Source organism: Tessaracoccus caeni (genome assembly GCF_029211185.1).
Taxonomy (GTDB): Bacteria; Actinomycetota; Actinomycetes; order Propionibacteriales; family Propionibacteriaceae; genus Arachnia; species Arachnia caeni.
On sequence record NZ_JARGDO010000006.1, the window covers coordinates 169,955 to 188,923 of the forward strand.

Consider the following 18,969-nt stretch of genomic DNA (forward strand, 5'->3'; position numbering starts at 1 on the left):
AATCGACCTTTCTCCGAATCTTGTCATCGAAGGTCGAGACTTCGATGAGAGGACGGGCTTTTGTGAACATCTGCCGCTAGCTTAGCGGGGCGACCGAAGGCGGTGCGGCTCTGCTGCGACTTGTTCCTTCGGTCGACGTCTGCGGCTTACTGGAATGGGGCATCGGGTAATGGCGGCGAGAAAGAATAGCGCGCGCTTCAGGAATGTTGACGCACCTGTTTGTTCTTTGACTTCTCCTTGGCGTGTGTGGCGTTCGTTGCGTATTGAAGGCATCCTTTTTGCCCGCGCTGCCTGTACGGTAAGCGACGACAAACAACAGAGAGATCACCGCCGCGATCAGTCATGACCAGGACTTCGCTATAGTTCCGCGCCGGCTGGCAGGCCGTCGGCATCCCACCAGTTCAGGACGCGGGTGCCGAGCAAGGTGAGCCACTTCGACGGCTGCCCCACCGGGGCGTCGACGTCGAACCATGTTCGGCCGGCGAGCTTGTGCTCCTGCAGCCAGGCGCCGTCGGGCTGGCGCTTCGAACGGACGAGGCCGACGGCGTCCGCGAGACGCGCGTCCCGCGCCCTTTCCTCACACAGTGCGGCCTCCCGGAAGTAGTCCAGCGCGGCCAGTGCGCTGTAGACGTGACGGTTGGGGTACATGAAGTGGGTGACGAAGTCGCCGATGATCTCGCCGGTCGACGCCCGGTACATCAGGCGTCGCGAGAGCAGGTACTCCTCGCCGAGATGGCGGATGTCTCGCAGTGACATGTCGCCGGTGATCTTCTCGTAGGCCAGCATTCCGATCAGGGCGTTGAGGGTGGAGTGGACGGACGAGCGCACGGAGTTGCCCTCCTCGGCCTCGCAGTTCCAGCCGCCGTCGGCCAACCGGTGTTCGGGGAACCAGGCCACGAGCCGGGAGACGTCGGCGCCGAGCCAGGCGCCGGTGGCCAGCGTGTAGGAGTTGATGCAGACGTCCACCTCGCCGCCCCAGTAGGGCAGATCGTCGTACTCCCAGCGCGAGTTCATCGCGAGCCGCGCGGCGGTATCGCCGAGGACCGACGCGTCGACGCCCCAGTCGCGCAGATCTTTCAGCGACCATGTGGTCGCGACCCAAGGCTGACCCGGCGCGTCGCGCTCGGGGCTGTCGAAGAAGCCGGCGGGGAAGTAGGCCCCACCAAGCCATTGCCCGTCGTCGCCCTGCTCCGCCAGCAGGGCCGCGCCGAACCCTTCCCTGGAGACGCGTGCCCGCGTCGCCTGCCAGGTATCAGGTTCTGCGCCGAGCAGGTCGCGCTCGACCTGCCAGCGCAGCGACGGGTCGGAGTCGAGAAGCCATTCGCGGAGGTCTGCGTCCATGAGGGAACGCTACGCGCGCCGTCCGTGCAACACGCCGCGAGGACGACGGCTTCCTGCTGGCGGTGTTGCGCCGCTCACGACACGTTTCTGTGATGGGTCATTGTCCGGCAGATATCGCTTCACCAGGAAATGGCCTCCCGGTGCGATATACGCAATGCTGGATTAGCGAAAATTAAATGTACTTAATTTGTAAACGTGCTTGTCAGGGGCTGTTCGCTCATGTCAGTGAGCAGGTGGAACCCGACTATTTCCATAACGCCCCCCGGTGGCCTTTATCGACGCAAGGCCTGGAAGAATATGGACATACCCGACGAGGAGGATCCATGCCCGAGTTCCGTTACGTTGACATGCTGCCGATCGGCAAGGACGAGACGCCGTACCGGCTGCTCACCACCGAAGGCGTCACCGTGGTCGACGGTCCGGACGGCCGGAAGTTCCTTGAGGTCGCGCCCGAGGCGCTGACGCTGCTGGCCGAGACCGCCATGCACGACATCGCCCATTACCTGCGCCCCGCGCACCTGCAGCAGCTGCGCAACATCCTGGACGATCCTGAGGCCTCCGCCAACGACAAGTTCGTCGCTCTCGACCTGATGAAGAACGCCAACATCGCCGCCGGCGGCATCCTGCCCATGTGCCAGGACACCGGCACCGCGATCGTGATGGGCAAGCGCGGCCAGCAGGTACTGACCCCCGGCGTCGACGAGCGGGAACTGTCGCTGGGCATCTACAACGCCTACACCAAGCTCAACCTGCGCTACTCGCAGAACGCCCCCATCACGATGTGGGACGAGCGCAACACCGGCAACAACCTGCCCGCCCAGATCGAGCTGTACGCCGACACCGAGGTGGGGCACGAGAACACCTACAAGTTCCTGTTCATGGCCAAGGGCGGCGGCTCGGCGAACAAGTCGTACCTGTATCAGGAGACCAAGGCGATCCTGAACCCCGACTCCATGATGACCTTCCTCGATCAGAAGATCCGCTCGCTGGGCACGGCGGCCTGCCCGCCGTACCACCTGTCGATCGTCGTCGGCGGAACGTCGGCTGAGTTCGCGCTGAAGACGGCCAAGTACGGTTCCGCCAAGTACCTGGACAGCCTGCCCACGGAGGGTTCGATGGCCGGTCACGGCTTCCGCGACCTCGAGCTGGAGCAGAAGGTGCTGGAGCTCACCCGCAACTTCGGCATCGGCGCCCAGTTCGGTGGCAAGTACTTCTGCCACGACGTGCGCGTCGTGCGCCTGCCCCGTCACGGTGCGTCGTTGCCGGTGGCCATCGCGGTGTCCTGCTCCGCCGACCGCCAGTGCCTCGGCAAGATCACCCCCGAGGGCGTGTTCATCGAGCAGCTCGAGACGGAGCCGTCGCGCTTCATGCCCGACGTCGTCGATGAGGATCTCGACGCGGAGGCGCACGGCGTCAGCGGCACCGGCAAGGGTGCGGCCGTGCGGATCAACCTCGACCAGCCCATGCAGAACGTGCTGGCCGAGCTGAGCAAGCACCCCGTCAAGACCCGCGTTCAGCTGACCGGATCGCTGATCGTCGCGCGCGACATCGCGCATGCCAAGCTCAAGGAGCGTCTGGACGCCGGCGAGGGGATGCCGCAGTACATGAAGGACCACCCGGTGTACTACGCCGGTCCTGCCAAGACGCCCGAGGGCATGCCGTCGGGTTCCTTCGGCCCGACGACGGCTGGCCGGATGGACTCCTACGTGGATCAGTTCCAGGCGGCCGGCGGGTCCATGGTGATGCTGGCCAAGGGCAACCGCTCGCAGGCGGTGACGGATGCCTGCAATGCGCACGGTGGCTTCTACCTGGGCTCGATCGGCGGCCCCGCAGCGCGTCTGGCGCAGGACTGCATCAAGCACGTCGAGGTGGTGGAATACGAGGAGCTGGGCATGGAGGCGATCTGGAAGATCGACGTGGTCGACTTCCCGGCGTTCATCGTCGTCGACGACAAGGGCAACGACTTCTTCGCCGAGGTCAGCAAGCCCACCGTCCTGACCATCCCGAAGCGCGAAGGCCTCTGAGTCAAACCGCTTAAGAGCTCGCTGTTCCACCGAAGTCGGTGGAGTAGTGAACTCTTAAGCGTTTCTGCTCCGGCTTCATCAGGGTGCCGTGACCGTCACGCCGCCCAGGTTTCCGGCGGGCTGCGTCGTAGGATGGGGCCATGTCCAGCACCGCGGAGTTGCTCGCCCGGATCACCTCCGATCCAGGGCTCGATGAGTTCTGCGCCGCGCTGGGAATCGATTTGCTGGTGCTGTTCGGATCAGCCGCTGTCGACCCGAGTACCGCCAACGACATCGATCTCGCCTACTTGGCCCCGCGAGAGGTCTCCCGATTGGCGGTGATCAATGCGTTCTCAGAGCGTTTCGGTGAAGGCGTCGACCTGATGCCGCTGCGCTCGGCCGGGCCGATCGCTCGCTGGGAGGCGTTGGGTCAGGGGAAGATCGTGGTTGAGTTGACTCCCGGGACGTTCGCGCGCGAGCAGATGGCCGCCTACGGCGAGTGGCACGACACCCGCGAGTTCCGAGAACTTGCGCTTCGGGTGATGAGCGCATGACTCCGCGCGAGTTCTCCGCCGATTCGGTTCTGGCGAAGCTCGAACATCTCTCCGAGTTGCTCGATGTGCTCGAAGGAACCCGCGACGATCTGAGCCTTGAGCGTGTCCAGCGCGACGCTGTGCTGCGCCTGGCCGTCGAGCGGATTGTCACTCAGCTGGTTGAACTGGCGGCGTCCGCCAACGCCCACATCGCGGCGACGATCGGCAAGACGCAGGCGTCTGGAAGCTACCGGCAGTCGTTCGTGATGATGGGGTCGCTGGGGATCATTCCCACGGATTTGGCCGCCAGGCTGGCGCTCAGCGCGGGGATGCGCAACATCATGGTCCACAGCTACGGAGAGATCGACTGGGAGCTGGTGCTTGCGAGCATCCCGGGGTTCGACGCGGACTACCGCGCCTATGTCGCCCACCTCTCGCGATGGCTGGCCGACACGGTGGTCTAGCGGCGCGTTAGCCCTTGCCCGCAGGGCAGGGACGAAGGGGCGACCACCCGTGCGGATGGTCGCCCCTCTCGGTCTCGGCGATCAGGAGTTGCAGTCCTCGGGGTTGGGGTGTTCCTCGTCGGTGGCGCAAGCGATCGCGACCAGGTCAGTCGGGAGCTCGTCGACGATCTCGCTGGACCTGATCGAGTAGGTCTCGACGGTCTCCCCGCCGTCGGTCAGACCCCAGTCGACGGGGTTCCAGACTCCGCGTTCGCCGAGCAGGCGACCGTCCTCAAGGAAGACCAATTCGCCGTCGTGAGGTCGGCCGACGTGGCCGATCGCGACGCCGGTGAGGTCTCCGATGCGCACCGGCTCGGGTGCTTGGCGGATGCCGGGCATGGTGGCGAGGATCTCGTACAACTGGGCGCTGAGGTCCGGTGGCACGAGGCCAGTGATGAGCAGGTCGTTGACGCGGTGGAATGCGGCAGCGTCCGCCTCGTCGGCGCTCAGATCATCGAGTCCGGCGTACAACTCGGCACGCAGCGCGTCGTTGTCGGTGGGCAGTGAGGCGAGGAAGTCCATGGTGGGGCTGTTCCAGAGATCGGCCGGATTGGGCGGGGCGGTTTCAGGACTGCTGAACATGACCCATGGCGCGCTGGCCAGAAACGCCGTCGGCGGTCCATAGACCTGGCGCACGGGGCGGTGATCGGCTTCCGGGATCAGCAGCCCGTTGCGAGTGGGATCCACGGAAACGTACTTCGTCCAGGTGTAGTCCACGAGGAACCAGGCGTCGGGGTACTCCTCCTTGTCGGGCCAGGCGTTGGGGATCGCCCGGTGTGCGTACTCGGTTACCTTGATGTACTGCCACGGCTCGGCCGTGTCGGTGGGCAGGGCGCGGGCCGCCTGCCGGAGGGTCTCGGCCGCAGCGGCCTGCTGCGGATTGCGCCCGATCGAGTTGACGGTGAGGGCCACGGCGAGCACCAGCGCTGCCGCCACCGACGCCCATCGGATCCAGGGCATGGCGCGCCGGCGGCCGCGCGCGGCGCGCATCATCGTCTCCAGTTCAGCGTCGGTGTAGGACGGGAGATCGGCGGCGGGATCGAGCCGGCGGAGTTCTTCGTCGATGGTCATTTCGCGCTCCTTTCGGATTCGGGGGAGTTGAGATCCGCGACGAGCGCTCGGGCCCGACGTCGCGCCCGGGACAGGCGGGCCCGCACGACGTCGTCGCCCACCTCGAGAACCTGTGCGATCTCCGCGCTGGTCAGCTGTTCCCACACCGCCAGCCGGAGCACCTCGGCATCAGCCTCCGGCAGATCCGAGAGCAGGCTTTCGGCGAGTGCTCGCGACGCGCTCTCGGCGGAATGGTTCCTGCCGTCGGCTACCGCGCCGGCCTCCGTCACCAGCCGGAGCCGACGAGTGTGCGACCGCTGTGCATGCAGGACGACGTTGCGCGCGGTCGCATACAGCCAGACCCGTGCCTCGTCGGGAACCTTGGACCGGTTCCGCCAGGCGAGGGTGAACACCTCGGAGACCAGATCGTCGGCCGCGTGTGAGTCTGTTCTTCGCACGCAGTAGGCGCGGATCTCGTCGGCGTGCTGGGCGAACAGCGATCGCATCCAGGCGTCGTCTCGTGTGGACCTCATACCTCCCCATTCCCGGCAACGGGGAGATTGTGACAGCCGGCGGCGCACCAGATGAGAGAGGTCTCATCTGACTCTCCCTTTCGTTTCATTCAGGGTTGCGAATCTTGTTCCAACGAAATCACTGACACCGTTGGGAGAAAGATCATGAACAAGACGACCGTGTGGAAATGGACCGGTGGGTTGGCCGCCTTCGCCGTTGCGGGTGGAATCGCCGGCACCTTCGTCGACGCTGCTGCCGCCGACGGCGCGTCGACCGCCGTGGCCGGGGTGCACTCTGCCCCGATTGCCGGCGCCAATGCACTGCCGGCTGACGGGACGGTGATCCCGTCGACGCCGGAGGACACCACGATCCCGGCCGAGGTCACCGATACCGAGAGTTCGGCTCCTTATGTGACGGCCAACACGCCCGCGTCGCCGCTCACGCCGAACACCCCGGTGACGGCCAACACGCCGGCGTCTCCGGCGACCCCGTACACCCCGGCTTCGCCCGTGACGGCGAACACCCCGGCCTCCCCGGCCACCGCTCCGAGCCCGGCGTCGCCCGTGACTCCTGAGAGCCCCGCCTCTCCCGTCTCGGCTCAGACCGCCGACTCGCCCTCGAGCCCGGCCAGCGCCGACTGAGCCTGCTCACACACGACACGACCCCGCCGACTTCTCGCAGTCGGCGGGGTCGCTGTGTCAGTTCCGGCGGCGGACTCTGGTGAGGGTCGCTGTCACTTGATCTTGGTCGACACCGAGTACCTGACCCAGGTGAGGTAGCCGGACTTCTTGCCCGTCACCTCGACCTTGATCCTTTTGCCCTTGTCGGACTTCTTCACCACGTAGGTCGACTTCGTCGCGTTCTTGATCTTCTTGTCCGCGATGTACCACTGGTAGCTGAACTTGATGCCACCCGGGGTCCACGTGCCCGGCTTCGCGGTCAGCTTCTGGCCCACCTTCGACGTGCCGCTGCTCGACCTGCCGCTGATCGTCGGCTTGCCCGACTTGAACCGCGCGTAGGCGACCTTCTCGGTCTTGGCCGACGTCTTGCTCGCCTTGTGTGCGCCCGTGGAGCCGGTCACCTTGACGCTGATCTGCTTGCCGCGGTCGGGACCCTTCAGCGTGTAGGTCATGTCCGTCGCGCCGCTGATCTCCTCACCGTCGCGCAGCCACTGGTAGCTCAGCGATAGGCCTTTCGGTGCCCACTTTCCGGGCTTCGCGGTCAAGGTCTTGGTCACCTTCGGGGTGCCCTTGATCGTCGGCGTGTCCGGGGTCACGGCGAACGGGACGACGTCATCGATGACTTTTCCGACTCCCGCCCCGAAGTCGGTGGTCCAGTAGGAACCGTAATTGGCGTTCTTGCGGTAGTAGACGCCGATGCCGATGTCCTCGAAGTTGGGATCCATGATGATCCTGCAGTGCTCGGTGCTCGCCATCCACCCGGCGACGACCGCTTCGGCATTGACTTGGCCAGCCGCGATGTTCTCGCCGGCCATCCAATGGTCGTAGCCGGCCTGCTCGATCCGTTCATCGAACTCCCGGCCGTCGGCCGAGATGTGTGAGAAGTAGTTCTTCGTCGCCATGTCCTTGGAGTGCAGGTAGGCGGCGTTGCTGAGCGCACGGTTCAGATTGAGCGGCGGAGCGTCGTAATACGACCTGGTGCCGCACTTCTGCGGAAGTCCCCGGACGCGGTTGATTTCATCGAGAAGTTCATCGCGAACCTTCTCCTGGGTTTGTCGATAGTTAACCTTTGTCGTAGTGACGTTGGTCCAATTGGTAGCTTCTGCCAAGCCAGAAGTCGACCCAAGAATTGTTCCGACGATGATGAGTGCCGCGAGTGCACGCGGCCCTTTACGTGTTTTCGAACCAATCATGATGCTGCCCCTCGCATAGATGTTTCTTGTAGCCCCCAAAGCTGTGATCAAGAATAGTGAGAGAAGCGTCTTTATGTGAAATAGCCCACGAGGGGCGTGGGGTGCGGTTGGACGTGGTCAGCCGAGGCGGTAGCCGACGCCGCGCACGGTGCGCAGCCGGTCGGCACCGATCTTCTGGCGCACGTAGCGCACGTAGACGTCGACGACGTTGGAGTTGGGATCGAAGTCGTAGCCCCACACCCGGGAGAGCAGTTGTTCGCGCGAGAGCACGTGTCCTGGATGGCGCATGAAGGTCTCCAGGAGTGCGAACTCGCGGGCGGACAGCTCCACCTCCGACCCGTCGACGGTGACCCGTCGGGTGATCGGGTCCAGCGTGATGCCGTTGTGGATGAGCTGAGGCGAGTTCTCGGCGGCCTGTGCGGCGACAGCTCGCAGTCGCAGCCGGATCCGGGCCAGCAGTTCCTCGAAACGGAAGGGTTTGGGCATGTAGTCGTCGGCTCCGCCTTCGAGCCCCAGCACGGTGTCGTCGACGGAGGTGCGGGCGGTCAGGATGATCACGGGCGTGGTGCATCCCGAGCCGCGCAGACGCTCGAGCACCTGGAAGCCGTCGATGTCGGGCAACCCGATGTCGAGCACGATGATGTCGTAGCCGCCGGTCACGGCATGGTCGATGGCGTCCCGGCCGGTGCCGACCGCCGTGGGCTGCATGCCTGCCGCCCTCAGACCCTTGGCGACGAAGGAAGCGATGCCGGGTTCGTCCTCGACGACCAGTACCTGCGTCATGTCACTGCCTTCCTCGCTGAGGATCTCTCCTCGGGATTCGGATGGTGAAGGTGGAGCCGAAGCCCGTGCTGGAGACCACAGAGACGTCGCCGCCGTGTCCCTTGGCAATAGCCTGCACGATCGTCAGCCCCAGGCCACTGCCGCCACGCTGCTCGCCCACCTGGGCGAAGCGCTCGAAGATCCGTTGGCGATCCTCGACGGGTATGCCCCTGCCCCGGTCTGCGACGGAGAGGCACACCCAACGCTCCTCTTCATGGCTGGACAGCGTGATGGGCGTCCCTGGTTCCGAGAACTTCACGGCGTTGGCCGCCAGCTGCAACCACGCTTGGGTCAGTCGGTCCGGATCCGCGCGAACGATGCATTGGGCGTCGCCCTTGAGCCGCCACTCGCGCTCGCCCAGATGCCGCGCGTGTTCGAAGACCGTCTCGGTGAGGTCGCCCAGATCGACCTCCCGGAAACGCAGCAGATCCGGGGTCTCCGAGCGTGCCAGGAGCACCAGATCCTCCGTGAGCCGGTGCATGCGGTCGAGCTCGGAGAGGGCGAGGCTTCTCGTGGCGACGACGTCGTCGGGATCGTGCGGATCCATCAGTTCGACGTGGCCGCTCACGATCGTGATCGGCGTGCGCAACTCGTGGCCCGCGTCGTCCAGCAGCTGGCGTTGCGACGCGAACACGCCGGTGACGTGGTCGACCATTTTGTTGAAGCTCTGCGAGAGCTGCGCCAGATCGTCGTTGCCCCGCACGGGGAGGCGACGTGAGAAGTCGGAGTTGGCGATCTCCGTCGACAGTCGGCGCATCTCGGCGACGGGGCGCAGCAGCTGGCCGAGCAACAGCCAGCCGATCACCGAGATCAGCGCCAGGGCGGCGGCCGAGATGGCCATGAAGGTCCAGAGCATGGCGGTGGCTGGAGCCCGCATCGCGTCGCGGTCGATGGCCACCACCAGGGCGCCGGCGGGGCCGTCGCCCACCATCACCGGGGAGATCAGCCAGCGGTACTCCGCCGAGGCGGTCTTCAGCGACGAGATGCGCACCCGGTCGGTGGGGGCGGCAGCGACGGCCGTCAGCAGTTCAGGGTCGGTCTCGGCGAGCTCGCGGCCCAGCGAGAAGCGAGTGGCGCCGTCGAGGACCGCCAGCGTCGTCTCGTGTTCGCCGGGCAGCTGGTAGCGGATCGCGGCGCGCAGCAGCTCCTCCGTGGAGTGATAGGTCTTGCCTGTCGCAGGGAGGGCCGCTGCCTCGACGAACGTGACGAATTCTGCATTGGCGTGCTCCAGCTGCTGGGAGATGGTGGCGTCGATCCGCTGCAGCTGCGAGACCCAGAGCGTCGCTCCCGCGGCGACGAGCGCGAGGGCCGTGAGCCCCACCACCAAGACCATCATCCGAGCCCGGACGCTCAGCCCTTTGATACGGCGCGGCGTGGATGGCGTGGCCGAGGTGGGCTTGCTCGAGGGCGAAGCGGGTTCGCTCGTTGCCGAGTGGATCCGCTCCGGCTCAGTCGTCATCTTCTTCGTCGTCATCCTCGTCTTCGTCGTCCTCGTCCTCGTCTTCGTCCTCATCATCGTCGTCCTCGTCGTCATCTTCATCGTCGTCGTCGAAATACTTGGGACGCACGACCGTCGACTTGGAGGGCTTCTTGGTGGGATTCGTCGTGGGGGCGGGCTCGGACGACGACGGATCGTCGGCCGGGGTGGATGGCGTCGACGACGGGGTCTCGCTGGGTCCGTCCGATGGAGAGGGACTATCCGACGGGCTGGCCGACGGCTCGGGAGAGGGGGAGGCCAGCACCATCATGGGGCCGAGATCGGCCTCGGCGGGCGGTGCGAGCAGTGACAGTGCGAAGGCGCCGAACGTTGCCACGGCGGCCAGAACCAGGGCCGTGAGCGCGGCGATCGTCATCCTTCGTGCCTTCACCCCACAAGTATGCAGCCGCTGGATGAGATGCAGATGAGAGCGGCGGAGCAGGGCGGGCAGGGGTCACGCGAACGCGGCAGTGAAACCGCTCGCGCGGTGCTCGAAGGCTGGTCGGACTTTTGTTAGATGGGTATGGTCAAACATTCGATACGGCACAGATTAGTCCGTACATTGAGTGCTATTTATGCAGAGAGTGCCACCCTGTGTCTTGTGAGATTGACTTTCACTATCTCGGCTGCCTAGGGTTTGTCCGGACAACGCAGTCCAGAGAAAGGCATAAAGGTATGTCAATTCATTCCCGTTATAAGCGCATGGGGGCTATCGCCACCGCTGCTGCCCTGACCTGCATGGGACTCGCAGCCGCACCTGCGGCCGCCGCGCCCAACGCGCCGAAGAACATCATCTTCATGATCGGCGACGGCATGGGATACAACTCCGTCGACCTGGCCAATCTTCTCCAGAAGGGCGAGACCCACTACCAGGTGGAGACCGGTCCAGATCGTAAGCCGCTGATCGCCGGCTCGAACGTCGCTCGCCCGAGCACCGGCTTCCAGAGCTGGGATCTCTATGGCATGTCCACCCACTGGCTCGAGGGCAACCCCTACGATCCGGCCAAGGCATGGAGCGATTTCGATTGGGTCAAGCACAACTACACTGACTCCGCGGCCGCCGGTACGGCGATGGCCACTGGCGTCAAGACCTACAACGCCGGCCTCGGGGTCGATGGCTCCGGCAAGGTGGTCGAGAACGTCTCAGAGCGGGCGAAGGCGCTCGGCAAGGCCGCCGGCGTCGTCTCGAGTGTTCCCGTGAACCACGCCACGCCGGCCGCTTTCTCGGTGCACAACTCGTCGCGCAACAATCTGCACGAGATCCTCACGTCGCAGATCGCCAGCGACATGGATGTCATCATCGGCACAGGTCACCCGCTCTTCGACGACAATGCTCAGGCTGCGGGCACTCCCAAGACCACCTATGTGCCGGTGGCGGACTATGAACGTCTGAGCAGCGGAGCCACACCGTGGAGCTTCGTCGAGAAGAAGGCCGACTTCGAGGCGCTCGAGTCGGGAGCCGCACCGGCCAAGCTGTTCGGCATCGCGCAGGTGTACTCCACTCTGCAGCAGGCCCGAACCGACGAAGCCCGTAACGACGTGCCCACCCTCGAGACGCTCACCAACGTCGCCCTGAACGTCCTCGAGGAGGACAAGGACGGCTTCATGCTGATGGTCGAGGGCGGCGCCATCGACTGGACCGGGCACCAGAACCAGACCAAGCGCATGGCCGAGGAGACCGTCGAGTTCTTCGACGCCGTCGAGGCTGCCATCGACTGGGTGGAGACTAACTCCAACTGGGACGAGACCCTGATGATCGTCTCCGCCGATCACGAGACCGGCTACCTGCAGGGCCCTGCAGCTCCGCCGTGGACCGCGATGACGTTGGGTGCCGAAGGCGAGTTGCCCGCGGTGTCCTGGCACTCCGACCAGCACACCAACCAGCTGGTGCCGTTCTTCGTCACCGGTGCTGGTTCCAAGGATCTGGGCGCGCTGGCCACCGGCTTCGACCAGGTGCGCGGCAGGTACCTCGACAACACCACCTTCGCTCAGTGGGTGCTGAACACCGCTTGGTCCGACGGGGAGGATCCGGATCCGGAGCCTGAGGTCAAGAAGTTCAGCAAGACGTCCGCTCCGACGATCTCCGGAACGGCGACGGTTGGCAAGACCCTCAAGGCGGCCGTGAAGTCCTGGAAGCCGGGAGCCGCGTACTCCTTCAAGTGGCTGCGCAACGGCAAGACGATCTCCGGCGCCACCGGCACCACCTACAAGCTGACCACCGCTGATGTCGGTAAGAAGATCAGCGTGAAGGTGACCGGTAGCAAGGCTGGTTACAAGTCGGTGTCGAAGACGTCGAAGTCGGTGAAGGTGTCGAAGGCAGTGGCGTCGGTGAAGGTGTCGGTGCCGTCTTCGGTTAAGAAGGGCAAGCAGGCGACGATCAAGGTGTCGGTGTCTGCGGCGACGAGCAAGCCCACCGGCAAGGTGACGGTGAAGGTGAACGGGAAGACGGTCACCAAGTCGGTGAAGGCGTCGGCCAACGGAAAGGTCTCGGTGAAGCTACCGAAGATCAACAAGAAGGGGTCGTATAAGGTGAAGGTCTCCTTCAAGCCGTCGGGTGACACGGCGAAGTCGACCTCGTCGTCGAAGTCGGTGAGCAAGACGCTGAAGGTGAAGTAGTCCCTATCTACGCTCTCCTCGAGGCTCGGCCGCGAGCGGCCTCGCACCTCGAAGAGCGTGACCATCCCCACGCTCTTTGAGGTGCGAGGAACGAGCCTCGACAATTGGAGCGAGCGCGAAGCACTGATGACGCTCTTTGAGGTGCGGAGCGCAGCGGAGCCTCGAAAAGAGCCGGCTGACAGCCGAACGGCAGTCTCTGCCCAAAGGTTGCGCTGGCTCTTTTCGAGGCTTCGGCTTTGGGGCTCGTTCCTCGCCCGACGCCTCCGCACCTCAAAGAGCGTGAGCGACCCCTCGTCGTTTCAGTTCATGATGTCGTAGCGGCGCAGCTTCGCCTTGTCGGCTTTGCGTCCGGAGCCCTGGAGCGCCAACAACTCGGCGTAGATGCCTCCGGTGGTGGCGAGTTCCGCGGGGCTGCCCACCTCGTCGATCCGTCCGTCGCGGAGGGTGACGACCCGGTCGACGGTGGAGATCGTCGACAGCCGATGCGCGATGATCAGCGTCGTGCGTCCCTCCATCAGTTCCTCCAGGCCGGCTTGCACCGCGCGCTCCGACTTGGTGTCGAGCGAACTGGTGGCCTCGTCGAGGATCAGGATGGGGGCGTCCTTGAGCAGGGCACGCGCGACGGAGAGCCGCTGCTTCTGGCCGCCCGAGAGCTTGATTCCGCGCTCGCCGATCTGGGTGTCGAAGCTGTCAGGCAGCTTCTTGATGAACGACTCCGCGTTGGCGCGACAGGCCGCCTCCCACAGCTGCTCCTCGGTGGCGGTGCCGCCGTAGGTCATGTTCTCCCGGATGGTGCCGGAGAACAGGCTGGCGTCCTGGAACACGACGCCGATCTCGCGACGCAGCGCGTCGGTGGGCACGTTGTTCACCGACTGTCCATACACCTTCACCTCGCCGGAGGACACGGGGTACAGCTTCATGATCAGGTTGACCAGGGTGGTCTTCCCGCCGCCCGACTCCCCGACGAACGCGATCCGCTCGCCGCGGTTGATGGTCAGGTCGAGGTCGCGCAGCACGGTCACGCCTTCGTCGTAGCCGAAGCTGACGTCCCGGAACTCGACCACCGGGGTGGGGGCAACAGATGTTTGGTCGGGGTCGGGCTGGCTCTTTTCGAGGCTCGTTCCTCGCACCTCAAAGAGCGTTGATGGTGCTTCGCGCTGGTCTTGATTGTCGAGGCTCGGCCGCGGGCGGCCTCGCACCTCAAAGAGCGTTGTCGAGGTGTCGGGCAGGGCCTTCTCAGAGATCTCAGACCCGGCGAGGAGTGGATTGTGCGCCTCGTCCGACTCGTCCATCGCCTTGAAGTACTCCTGCGAGCCCACCACCGCGCGCTGGGTCATGTCCACCCAGTACGACATGGACGTGACGGGCTGGCGGGCCATGTTGACCAACTGGATCAGCAGCACCATCACGCCCACCGAGTACTCTCCGCGGGCGGTCTGGACGAAGATGATCGCGTAGACGGCGAAGAACACCAGGTCGAGCACGACGCGGCGGCCGAAGTCCATCCGGTGCCAGAACCGCGACTGCTCCCTGGTGAGACCCACGGCATCGTCGTAGTGCTGGGAGAAGGCGGTGAGTTCGTGGCGCTCGGTGACGAACGACTTCACGACGCGCATCTGGCCCACCACCTCGGCGAACCGGCCGCCGGCCACGTCGTAGTGCTCGTTCTTCTGGTGCTCCCACACCTGCCACTTCTTCGACGTCAGTGCGGTCAGCCAGACGAAGGCCGGGTAGATCACGATCAGCAGAAGGGACAGCCACGGCGAGTAGAACGCGGTGATGCCGAGCACCGCCACCAGGGTGATGATCGTCGGGAAGAAGCCGTTGGAGAAGCCCTGGAGGAAGTCGGTGATCGACGTGATCGAGCGGTTCAGCCGGGAGATGACGGTGCCGGTGAGCTCGGAGTCGAAGTAGCGTTGCGGCAGCCGCAGCAGCTTGTGGAAGTAGTTCTTGGACAAGATGGCGCGCAGCCGCGTCGACATCTGATCGCCCAGGAATCCCGAGAAGTTGGTGAGACCCGAGTTGGCCAGCGAGATCACGAGGAGCAGCACGGCCAGCCACATCAGGTCGGAGACCTGCCCCGGGCCGCCCTGCACCATCGACACCACCGTGTCGGTGGCCCGGGCGATGACGAACGGGGTGAGCAGCGCGGTGGCCGAGGTCAGCACCGCCCCGACGATGATGCCGATGTACAGCGGCCACAGCTCTCTGGCCGTCCCCATGATTCTGATGATGCTTCGCATGCTTCCTCCAGCGCGCGAGGCTACACCCGTTGTCCAAGACCGCCTGCATCGGCTCGATCGGGAAGGTGGCGAGAATAAAACTGGGTATTCGGCGTGGCCTGTACCTATTTCACACGCCGCGCCGAATACCCAGCCGAAGATACGTGCCTGACGAAACGAAGGCCCCCGGCTCGGTGGAGCCGGGGGCCTTCGTTTCGGTTCAGCGGATCAGCGTGCGTCGATCGGGACGTAGTCGCGGCGCTTGTGGCCGACGTAGACCTGACGCGGACGGCCGATCTTGCGAGCCGGATCGTCCTGCTGCTCACGCCACTGCGCGATCCAGCCGGGCAGACGGCCCAAGGCGAACAGCGCGGTGAAGTGGCTGGCCGGGAAGCCCATGGCCTCGTAGATCAGGCCGGTGTAGAAGTCGACGTTGGGGTACAGCCGACGCGAGATGAAGTACTCGTCGTTCAGCGCCGTCTCTTCCAGCTCCAGCGCCATGTCGAGCAGGGCGTTGGAGCCATTCGACTTGCGCAGCATCTCGTCGGCGTGACCCTTGATGATCTTGGCTCGCGGGTCGTAGTTCTTGTAGACCCGGTGCCCGAAGCCCATCAGCTTCACGCCCGACTGCTTGTCCTTGACCTGGGAGACGAACTTCTTGATGTCGATGCCTTCTTGGCGGATCTTCGACAGCATCTCCAGCACCGCCTGGTTGGCGCCGCCGTGCAGCGGGCCGGAGAGCGCGTTGACGCCGGAGGCTACCGACGCGTAGATGTTGGCGTCGGCCGATCCCACCATGCGCACCGTCGAGGTGGAGCAGTTCTGCTCGTGGTCGGCGTGCAGGATGAACAGCGTCTCGAACGCCCGCACCACCGACTCGTCGACCTCGTACTCTTCGACGGGCGATCCGAAGCTCAACCGCAGGTAGTTCTCGACGTAGCTGAGCTTCGTCTGCGGGTACAGGAATGGGGCGCCGATCGACGACTTGTATGCGTAGGCGGCCAGGGTGGGCATCGAGCCCAGCAGACGGAGGCTTGCCTCTTCGACCTCTGCGCCATCATGCGGATCAAGCGTCTCGCGGTTGAAGGCGCCCAGCGCCATCACGCCGGCGGCCAGAACCTGCATGGGGTGAGCCCCGCGGGGGAAGCAGCGGAACAGCTCGCGCATGCGCTCGTCGAGAACCATCCGGCGGGCGATCTTGCCCTCGAACTCGCTCAGCTGGTCGGCCGTCGGCAACTCTCCGTAGATGAGCAGGTACGACACCTCGAGGAAGGTGGCCTGGTCGGCCAGCTGCTCGATGGGGTAGCCGCGGTATTCGAGAACGCCCTTGTCACCGTCGATGAAGGTGATCGCCGACTGGCACGACGCCGTGTTCACGAAACCGACGTCCAGCGTGGTGTGCCCGGTGGTGGCCAGGACTCTGCTCGCGTCGAAGGCGCTGTACCCCTCGGACGCAGGAATGATGGGGAGTTCAAGCTCAGTATCGCCATGCTTCAGGAGGGCGCTATCGGTCATGTGGTTTCCCTTTCACATTGACTACGCGACGATTACGACAACATCGTCGGCGAGGATGGCCTGCCGGGCCTCGTCAGAGACCAACATAGTGGACGACAACAAACCCGCGTAGAAATCGTCCATTCCCCACAAAAGCACTGCGCGGTTGGGAGGACTAGGTTGTGGGGGTGAGTGAGCTTCAGGAGCCGCGCGGGGGCAGCGCGGGCGCTTCCGACAGGCCCGTCCAGGGCGCTCTGGGTGCCAACCGGGTGTCGCCGTGGAAGGTGCTGGCATGGGCCATGTGGGACTGGGGCACGCAGCCGTTCGCCACCGTCGTCACCACCTTCGTCTTCTCGGTCTATCTGACCAGCTCGGTGTTCGGTGACAAGGACGAGCTGTCGATACGGCTCGCCTGGGTCACGGCGGCAGCGGGTGTCCTGATCGCGCTGCTGGCGCCGGTGCTCGGCCAAGGCTCCGACCGCACCGGCAAGCGGATGTTCAACCTGCGCTGGCAGACTCTGCTGCTCGCCGCGGTGTGCGGGGCTATGTATTTCGTCGCGCCCGAGCCGCAGTACTGGATCCTCGGCGCGCTGCTGCTCGGCGCCGGCAACATCGTCTCCGAGGTCGCCAACGTCAACTATTACGCCTCCATCGACCAGGTGTCGACGCCCCAGAACGTCGGACGGGTGTCCGGCGTCGGCTGGGGCATGGGATACCTGGGCGGGATCGTGATCCTACTGCTGATCATCGTCGTGCGCGGCTCCGACTTCGGCCCCGACGACGTGCGCGTCGCGATGCTCTTCTGCGGCGCCTGGACGGTGCTGTTCACCATCCCGACCTTCCTCGCGATCCGCGACGTGCCCCGCACCGGCCCGGTGGAGAAGGTGGGCTTCTTCGCGTCGTACCGCGAGCTGTGGGCGTCGATCAAGCGCATCTATGCCACCTCGCCCAGCACCATCCACTTCCTGATCGCCTCCGCGATCTTCCGCGACGGCTTGGCGGGAGTCTTCACCTTCGGCGGGATACTGGCGGAGGGCACCTTCGGGTTCACCTTCTTCGAGGTGGTCGTCTTCGGTGTGGTCGCCAACGTCACGGCGGGGCTGTCGACGATGGCCTTCGGTGCGCTCGACGACAAGATCGGCCCCAAGAAGGTGATCGTCATCTCCCTGGTCTCCATGGTGGTGCTCGGTCTGCTGGTGTTCTTCCTGCACTCGCTCGGCTCGATCGTGTTCTGGGTGTGCGGGCTGCTGCTGACGGTGTTCGTCGGCCCCGCGCAGTCGGCGAGCCGCTCCTACCTCGCTCGTCTGATCCCTGCGGGGAAGTCCGGAGAGGTTTTCGGCCTGTACGCCACCACCGGGCGGGCGGTGTCGTTCCTCTCGTCGACGGCGTTCGGCGCGGCGATCGCGATCGCCGCCCTCATCGGGGGCCCGGGCAAGTGGCAGTTCGCGGGCATCCTCGGCATCGTCGCCGTGCTGCTGGTCGGCCTGCTGGTGTTGTTGCCCGTCAAATCGGACAGCGACCACCGATCACACTGACCCCCGTGTACCCCAACTGCGGTATGCCGATGACCGCGACGGGTGGATGTCTGCGCGGCTGGCCTTCGCAAGGATGAGGGGTAGTGAGCGGTGCTCTGCCGTTCAGCTCAGCGAGGAGGAAGTCGGCAATGGTGCGGGTTCCCGTCGTTACCCAGGATGCGGATACGGATAGCGGTCCGGCATGTCTTACGGCCTTGGCGCTCGCCTTCGGTCAACCGGCGAGCTTGGAACAGCTGCGGCAACACTTCGATCCGGATCCCGACCCCGGCTCGGCCCTCGCTCTGTGCGCCGCCGCGCAGGCGTGGGGGATCATGCTGCATCCGGCTCTGCCCACCCCCGATGATCTCGCCGACCAAGTGCAAGACCTGCCCCTGCCCGCGATCCTCGAGCTCCGTGGCCACCGGTATGTTGTTGCCGACAGGGTGCACAGCAGCGGCGAGGTGCGGGTCATGGACCCGGCCGTGGGTCGGCGCTGGATCAGCCAAGACGAGCTGCGCGCCCAGGCCAGTGGACTGGTGATGACGGCGGGCAAGCACCACACCCTCCTCGAGCCGCCCCTGCCGGGCCCGGGGCGACGCCGGCTGCGCGATCGGGTGATGAGCATGGTGCGACGCGACATGCCGGGCATGGCGTTGCTGGCCAGCCTGTTCGTCGCCGGCTGGCTGGGACTGCCGGTCTTGACCGTCGGCGACGGGGAGTACCGGGTCGCGGACGGCGTCCCCTGCCACAAGACCTACGACGGAGGCCAGATGGCTGGCGCCGAGTGGATAGGTAAGGATGGGACCGTACCCAACGTCGGGTATTCGCATTCGATGTGCCACGGACCAGGAGGTCAGTAATGTCCAACCCCAATCAACCTAAGAGATTCCGCAGGTAGGTCATGGTCGTCGGGTTGGTCGGGTGTCCCAGCGGTGGGTTGTCCAAGCGGTGCGGACGAGGCGTCGGATCACGATGACCGCGTTGGCCAAAGCGATGAATGCCTCGATC

At 65.1% G+C, this 18,969-nt stretch carries 16 protein-coding genes and 1 pseudogene; 7 read left to right on the forward strand and 10 right to left on the reverse strand.

The genetic code is table 11. The features are described 5' to 3' along the window. Positions 1-357: 357 nt before the first annotated feature. Positions 358-1,341, reverse strand: coding sequence for a squalene cyclase (locus P0D62_RS07520; protein WP_275702013.1), 984 nt, complete (start codon positions 1,339-1,341; stop codon positions 358-360). A gap of 323 nt (positions 1,342-1,664) precedes the next feature. Between P0D62_RS07520 and P0D62_RS07525 the strand changes: the two genes are divergently transcribed. The 3 genes from P0D62_RS07525 to hepT all read left to right on the forward strand — a co-directional run bounded on the left by P0D62_RS07525 (position 1,665) and on the right by hepT (position 4,341). Next, a complete protein-coding gene (locus P0D62_RS07525) occupies positions 1,665-3,365 on the forward strand; it encodes a fumarate hydratase (protein ID WP_275702014.1) in 1,701 nt (566 codons plus the stop codon). Positions 3,366-3,505: 140 nt separating this feature from the next. Continuing rightward, positions 3,506-3,898, forward strand: coding sequence for a nucleotidyltransferase family protein (locus tag P0D62_RS07530; RefSeq protein ID WP_275702015.1), 393 nt, complete (start codon positions 3,506-3,508; stop codon positions 3,896-3,898). Continuing rightward, entirely contained in the window at positions 3,895-4,341 is a 447-nt protein-coding gene (gene hepT / locus P0D62_RS07535; protein WP_275702016.1) for a type VII toxin-antitoxin system HepT family RNase toxin, read from the forward strand. Before P0D62_RS07530 ends, hepT begins: the two co-directional genes overlap by 4 nt. Positions 4,342-4,422: 81 nt before the next feature. Here the strand turns inward: hepT and P0D62_RS07540 are convergent, their stop codons facing one another. Together P0D62_RS07540 and P0D62_RS07545 are read right to left on the reverse strand one after the other, a co-directional pair. After that, positions 4,423-5,451 carry a CU044_5270 family protein gene (locus P0D62_RS07540; RefSeq protein ID WP_275702017.1) on the reverse strand — a complete coding sequence of 343 codons (1,029 nt, stop codon included), beginning with the start codon at positions 5,449-5,451 and terminating at the stop codon, positions 4,423-4,425. Then, positions 5,448-5,963, reverse strand: a complete 516-nt coding sequence (locus P0D62_RS07545; protein ID WP_275702018.1) for an RNA polymerase sigma factor — start codon at positions 5,961-5,963, stop codon at positions 5,448-5,450. Before P0D62_RS07545 ends, P0D62_RS07540 begins: the two co-directional genes overlap by 4 nt. Positions 5,964-6,107: 144 nt before the next feature. Between P0D62_RS07545 and P0D62_RS07550 the strand changes: the two genes are divergently transcribed. After that, on the forward strand, positions 6,108-6,584 hold the full coding sequence (locus tag P0D62_RS07550) for a hypothetical protein (protein WP_275702019.1): 477 nt from the start codon (positions 6,108-6,110) through the stop codon (positions 6,582-6,584). A gap of 92 nt (positions 6,585-6,676) precedes the next feature. Here the strand turns inward: P0D62_RS07550 and P0D62_RS07555 are convergent, their stop codons facing one another. From P0D62_RS07555 to P0D62_RS07570, 4 genes are all read right to left on the reverse strand, one after another. Beyond that, entirely contained in the window at positions 6,677-7,732 is a 1,056-nt protein-coding gene (locus P0D62_RS07555) for a CAP domain-containing protein (RefSeq protein ID WP_275702020.1), read from the reverse strand. A gap of 201 nt (positions 7,733-7,933) precedes the next feature. Further along, positions 7,934-8,599 (reverse strand): response regulator transcription factor, encoded by a 666-nt coding sequence (locus P0D62_RS07560; RefSeq protein ID WP_275702021.1) that lies wholly within the window; start codon positions 8,597-8,599, stop codon positions 7,934-7,936. 1 nt (position 8,600) lies between these two features. Next, entirely contained in the window at positions 8,601-10,112 is a 1,512-nt protein-coding gene (locus P0D62_RS07565; RefSeq protein ID WP_275702022.1) for a sensor histidine kinase, read from the reverse strand. Beyond that, positions 10,087-10,506, reverse strand: coding sequence for a hypothetical protein (locus P0D62_RS07570; protein WP_275702023.1), 420 nt, complete (start codon positions 10,504-10,506; stop codon positions 10,087-10,089). The genes P0D62_RS07565 and P0D62_RS07570 overlap by 26 nt, the downstream gene beginning before the upstream one ends. Positions 10,507-10,790: 284 nt before the next feature. Here P0D62_RS07570 and P0D62_RS07575 point away from each other — a divergent pair, with 284 nt between their 5' ends. Continuing rightward, positions 10,791-12,731 carry an alkaline phosphatase gene (locus P0D62_RS07575; protein WP_275702024.1) on the forward strand — a complete coding sequence of 647 codons (1,941 nt, stop codon included), beginning with the start codon at positions 10,791-10,793 and terminating at the stop codon, positions 12,729-12,731. Positions 12,732-13,030: 299 nt separating this feature from the next. On the opposite strand, the gene P0D62_RS07580 is transcribed toward P0D62_RS07575, so the two are convergent. Then, on the reverse strand, positions 13,031-14,974 hold the full coding sequence (locus tag P0D62_RS07580; protein WP_406708236.1) for an ABC transporter ATP-binding protein: 1,944 nt from the start codon (positions 14,972-14,974) through the stop codon (positions 13,031-13,033). Between the two features lie 207 nt (positions 14,975-15,181). After that, on the reverse strand, positions 15,182-16,468 hold the full coding sequence (locus P0D62_RS07585) for a citrate synthase (RefSeq protein WP_275702026.1): 1,287 nt from the start codon (positions 16,466-16,468) through the stop codon (positions 15,182-15,184). 167 nt (positions 16,469-16,635) lie between these two features. Here P0D62_RS07585 and P0D62_RS07590 point away from each other — a divergent pair, with 167 nt between their 5' ends. Then, entirely contained in the window at positions 16,636-17,982 is a 1,347-nt protein-coding gene (locus P0D62_RS07590) for an MFS transporter (RefSeq protein ID WP_275702027.1), read from the forward strand. 83 nt (positions 17,983-18,065) lie between these two features. After that, complete coding sequence (locus tag P0D62_RS07595) at positions 18,066-18,821, forward strand: cysteine peptidase family C39 domain-containing protein (RefSeq protein ID WP_275702028.1); 756 nt, start codon at positions 18,066-18,068, stop codon at positions 18,819-18,821. A gap of 39 nt (positions 18,822-18,860) precedes the next feature. On the opposite strand, the pseudogene P0D62_RS07600 reads toward P0D62_RS07595, so the two are convergent. Beyond that, positions 18,861-18,969 (reverse strand): annotated as a pseudogene (locus tag P0D62_RS07600) (IS5/IS1182 family transposase); the annotation flags it as partial.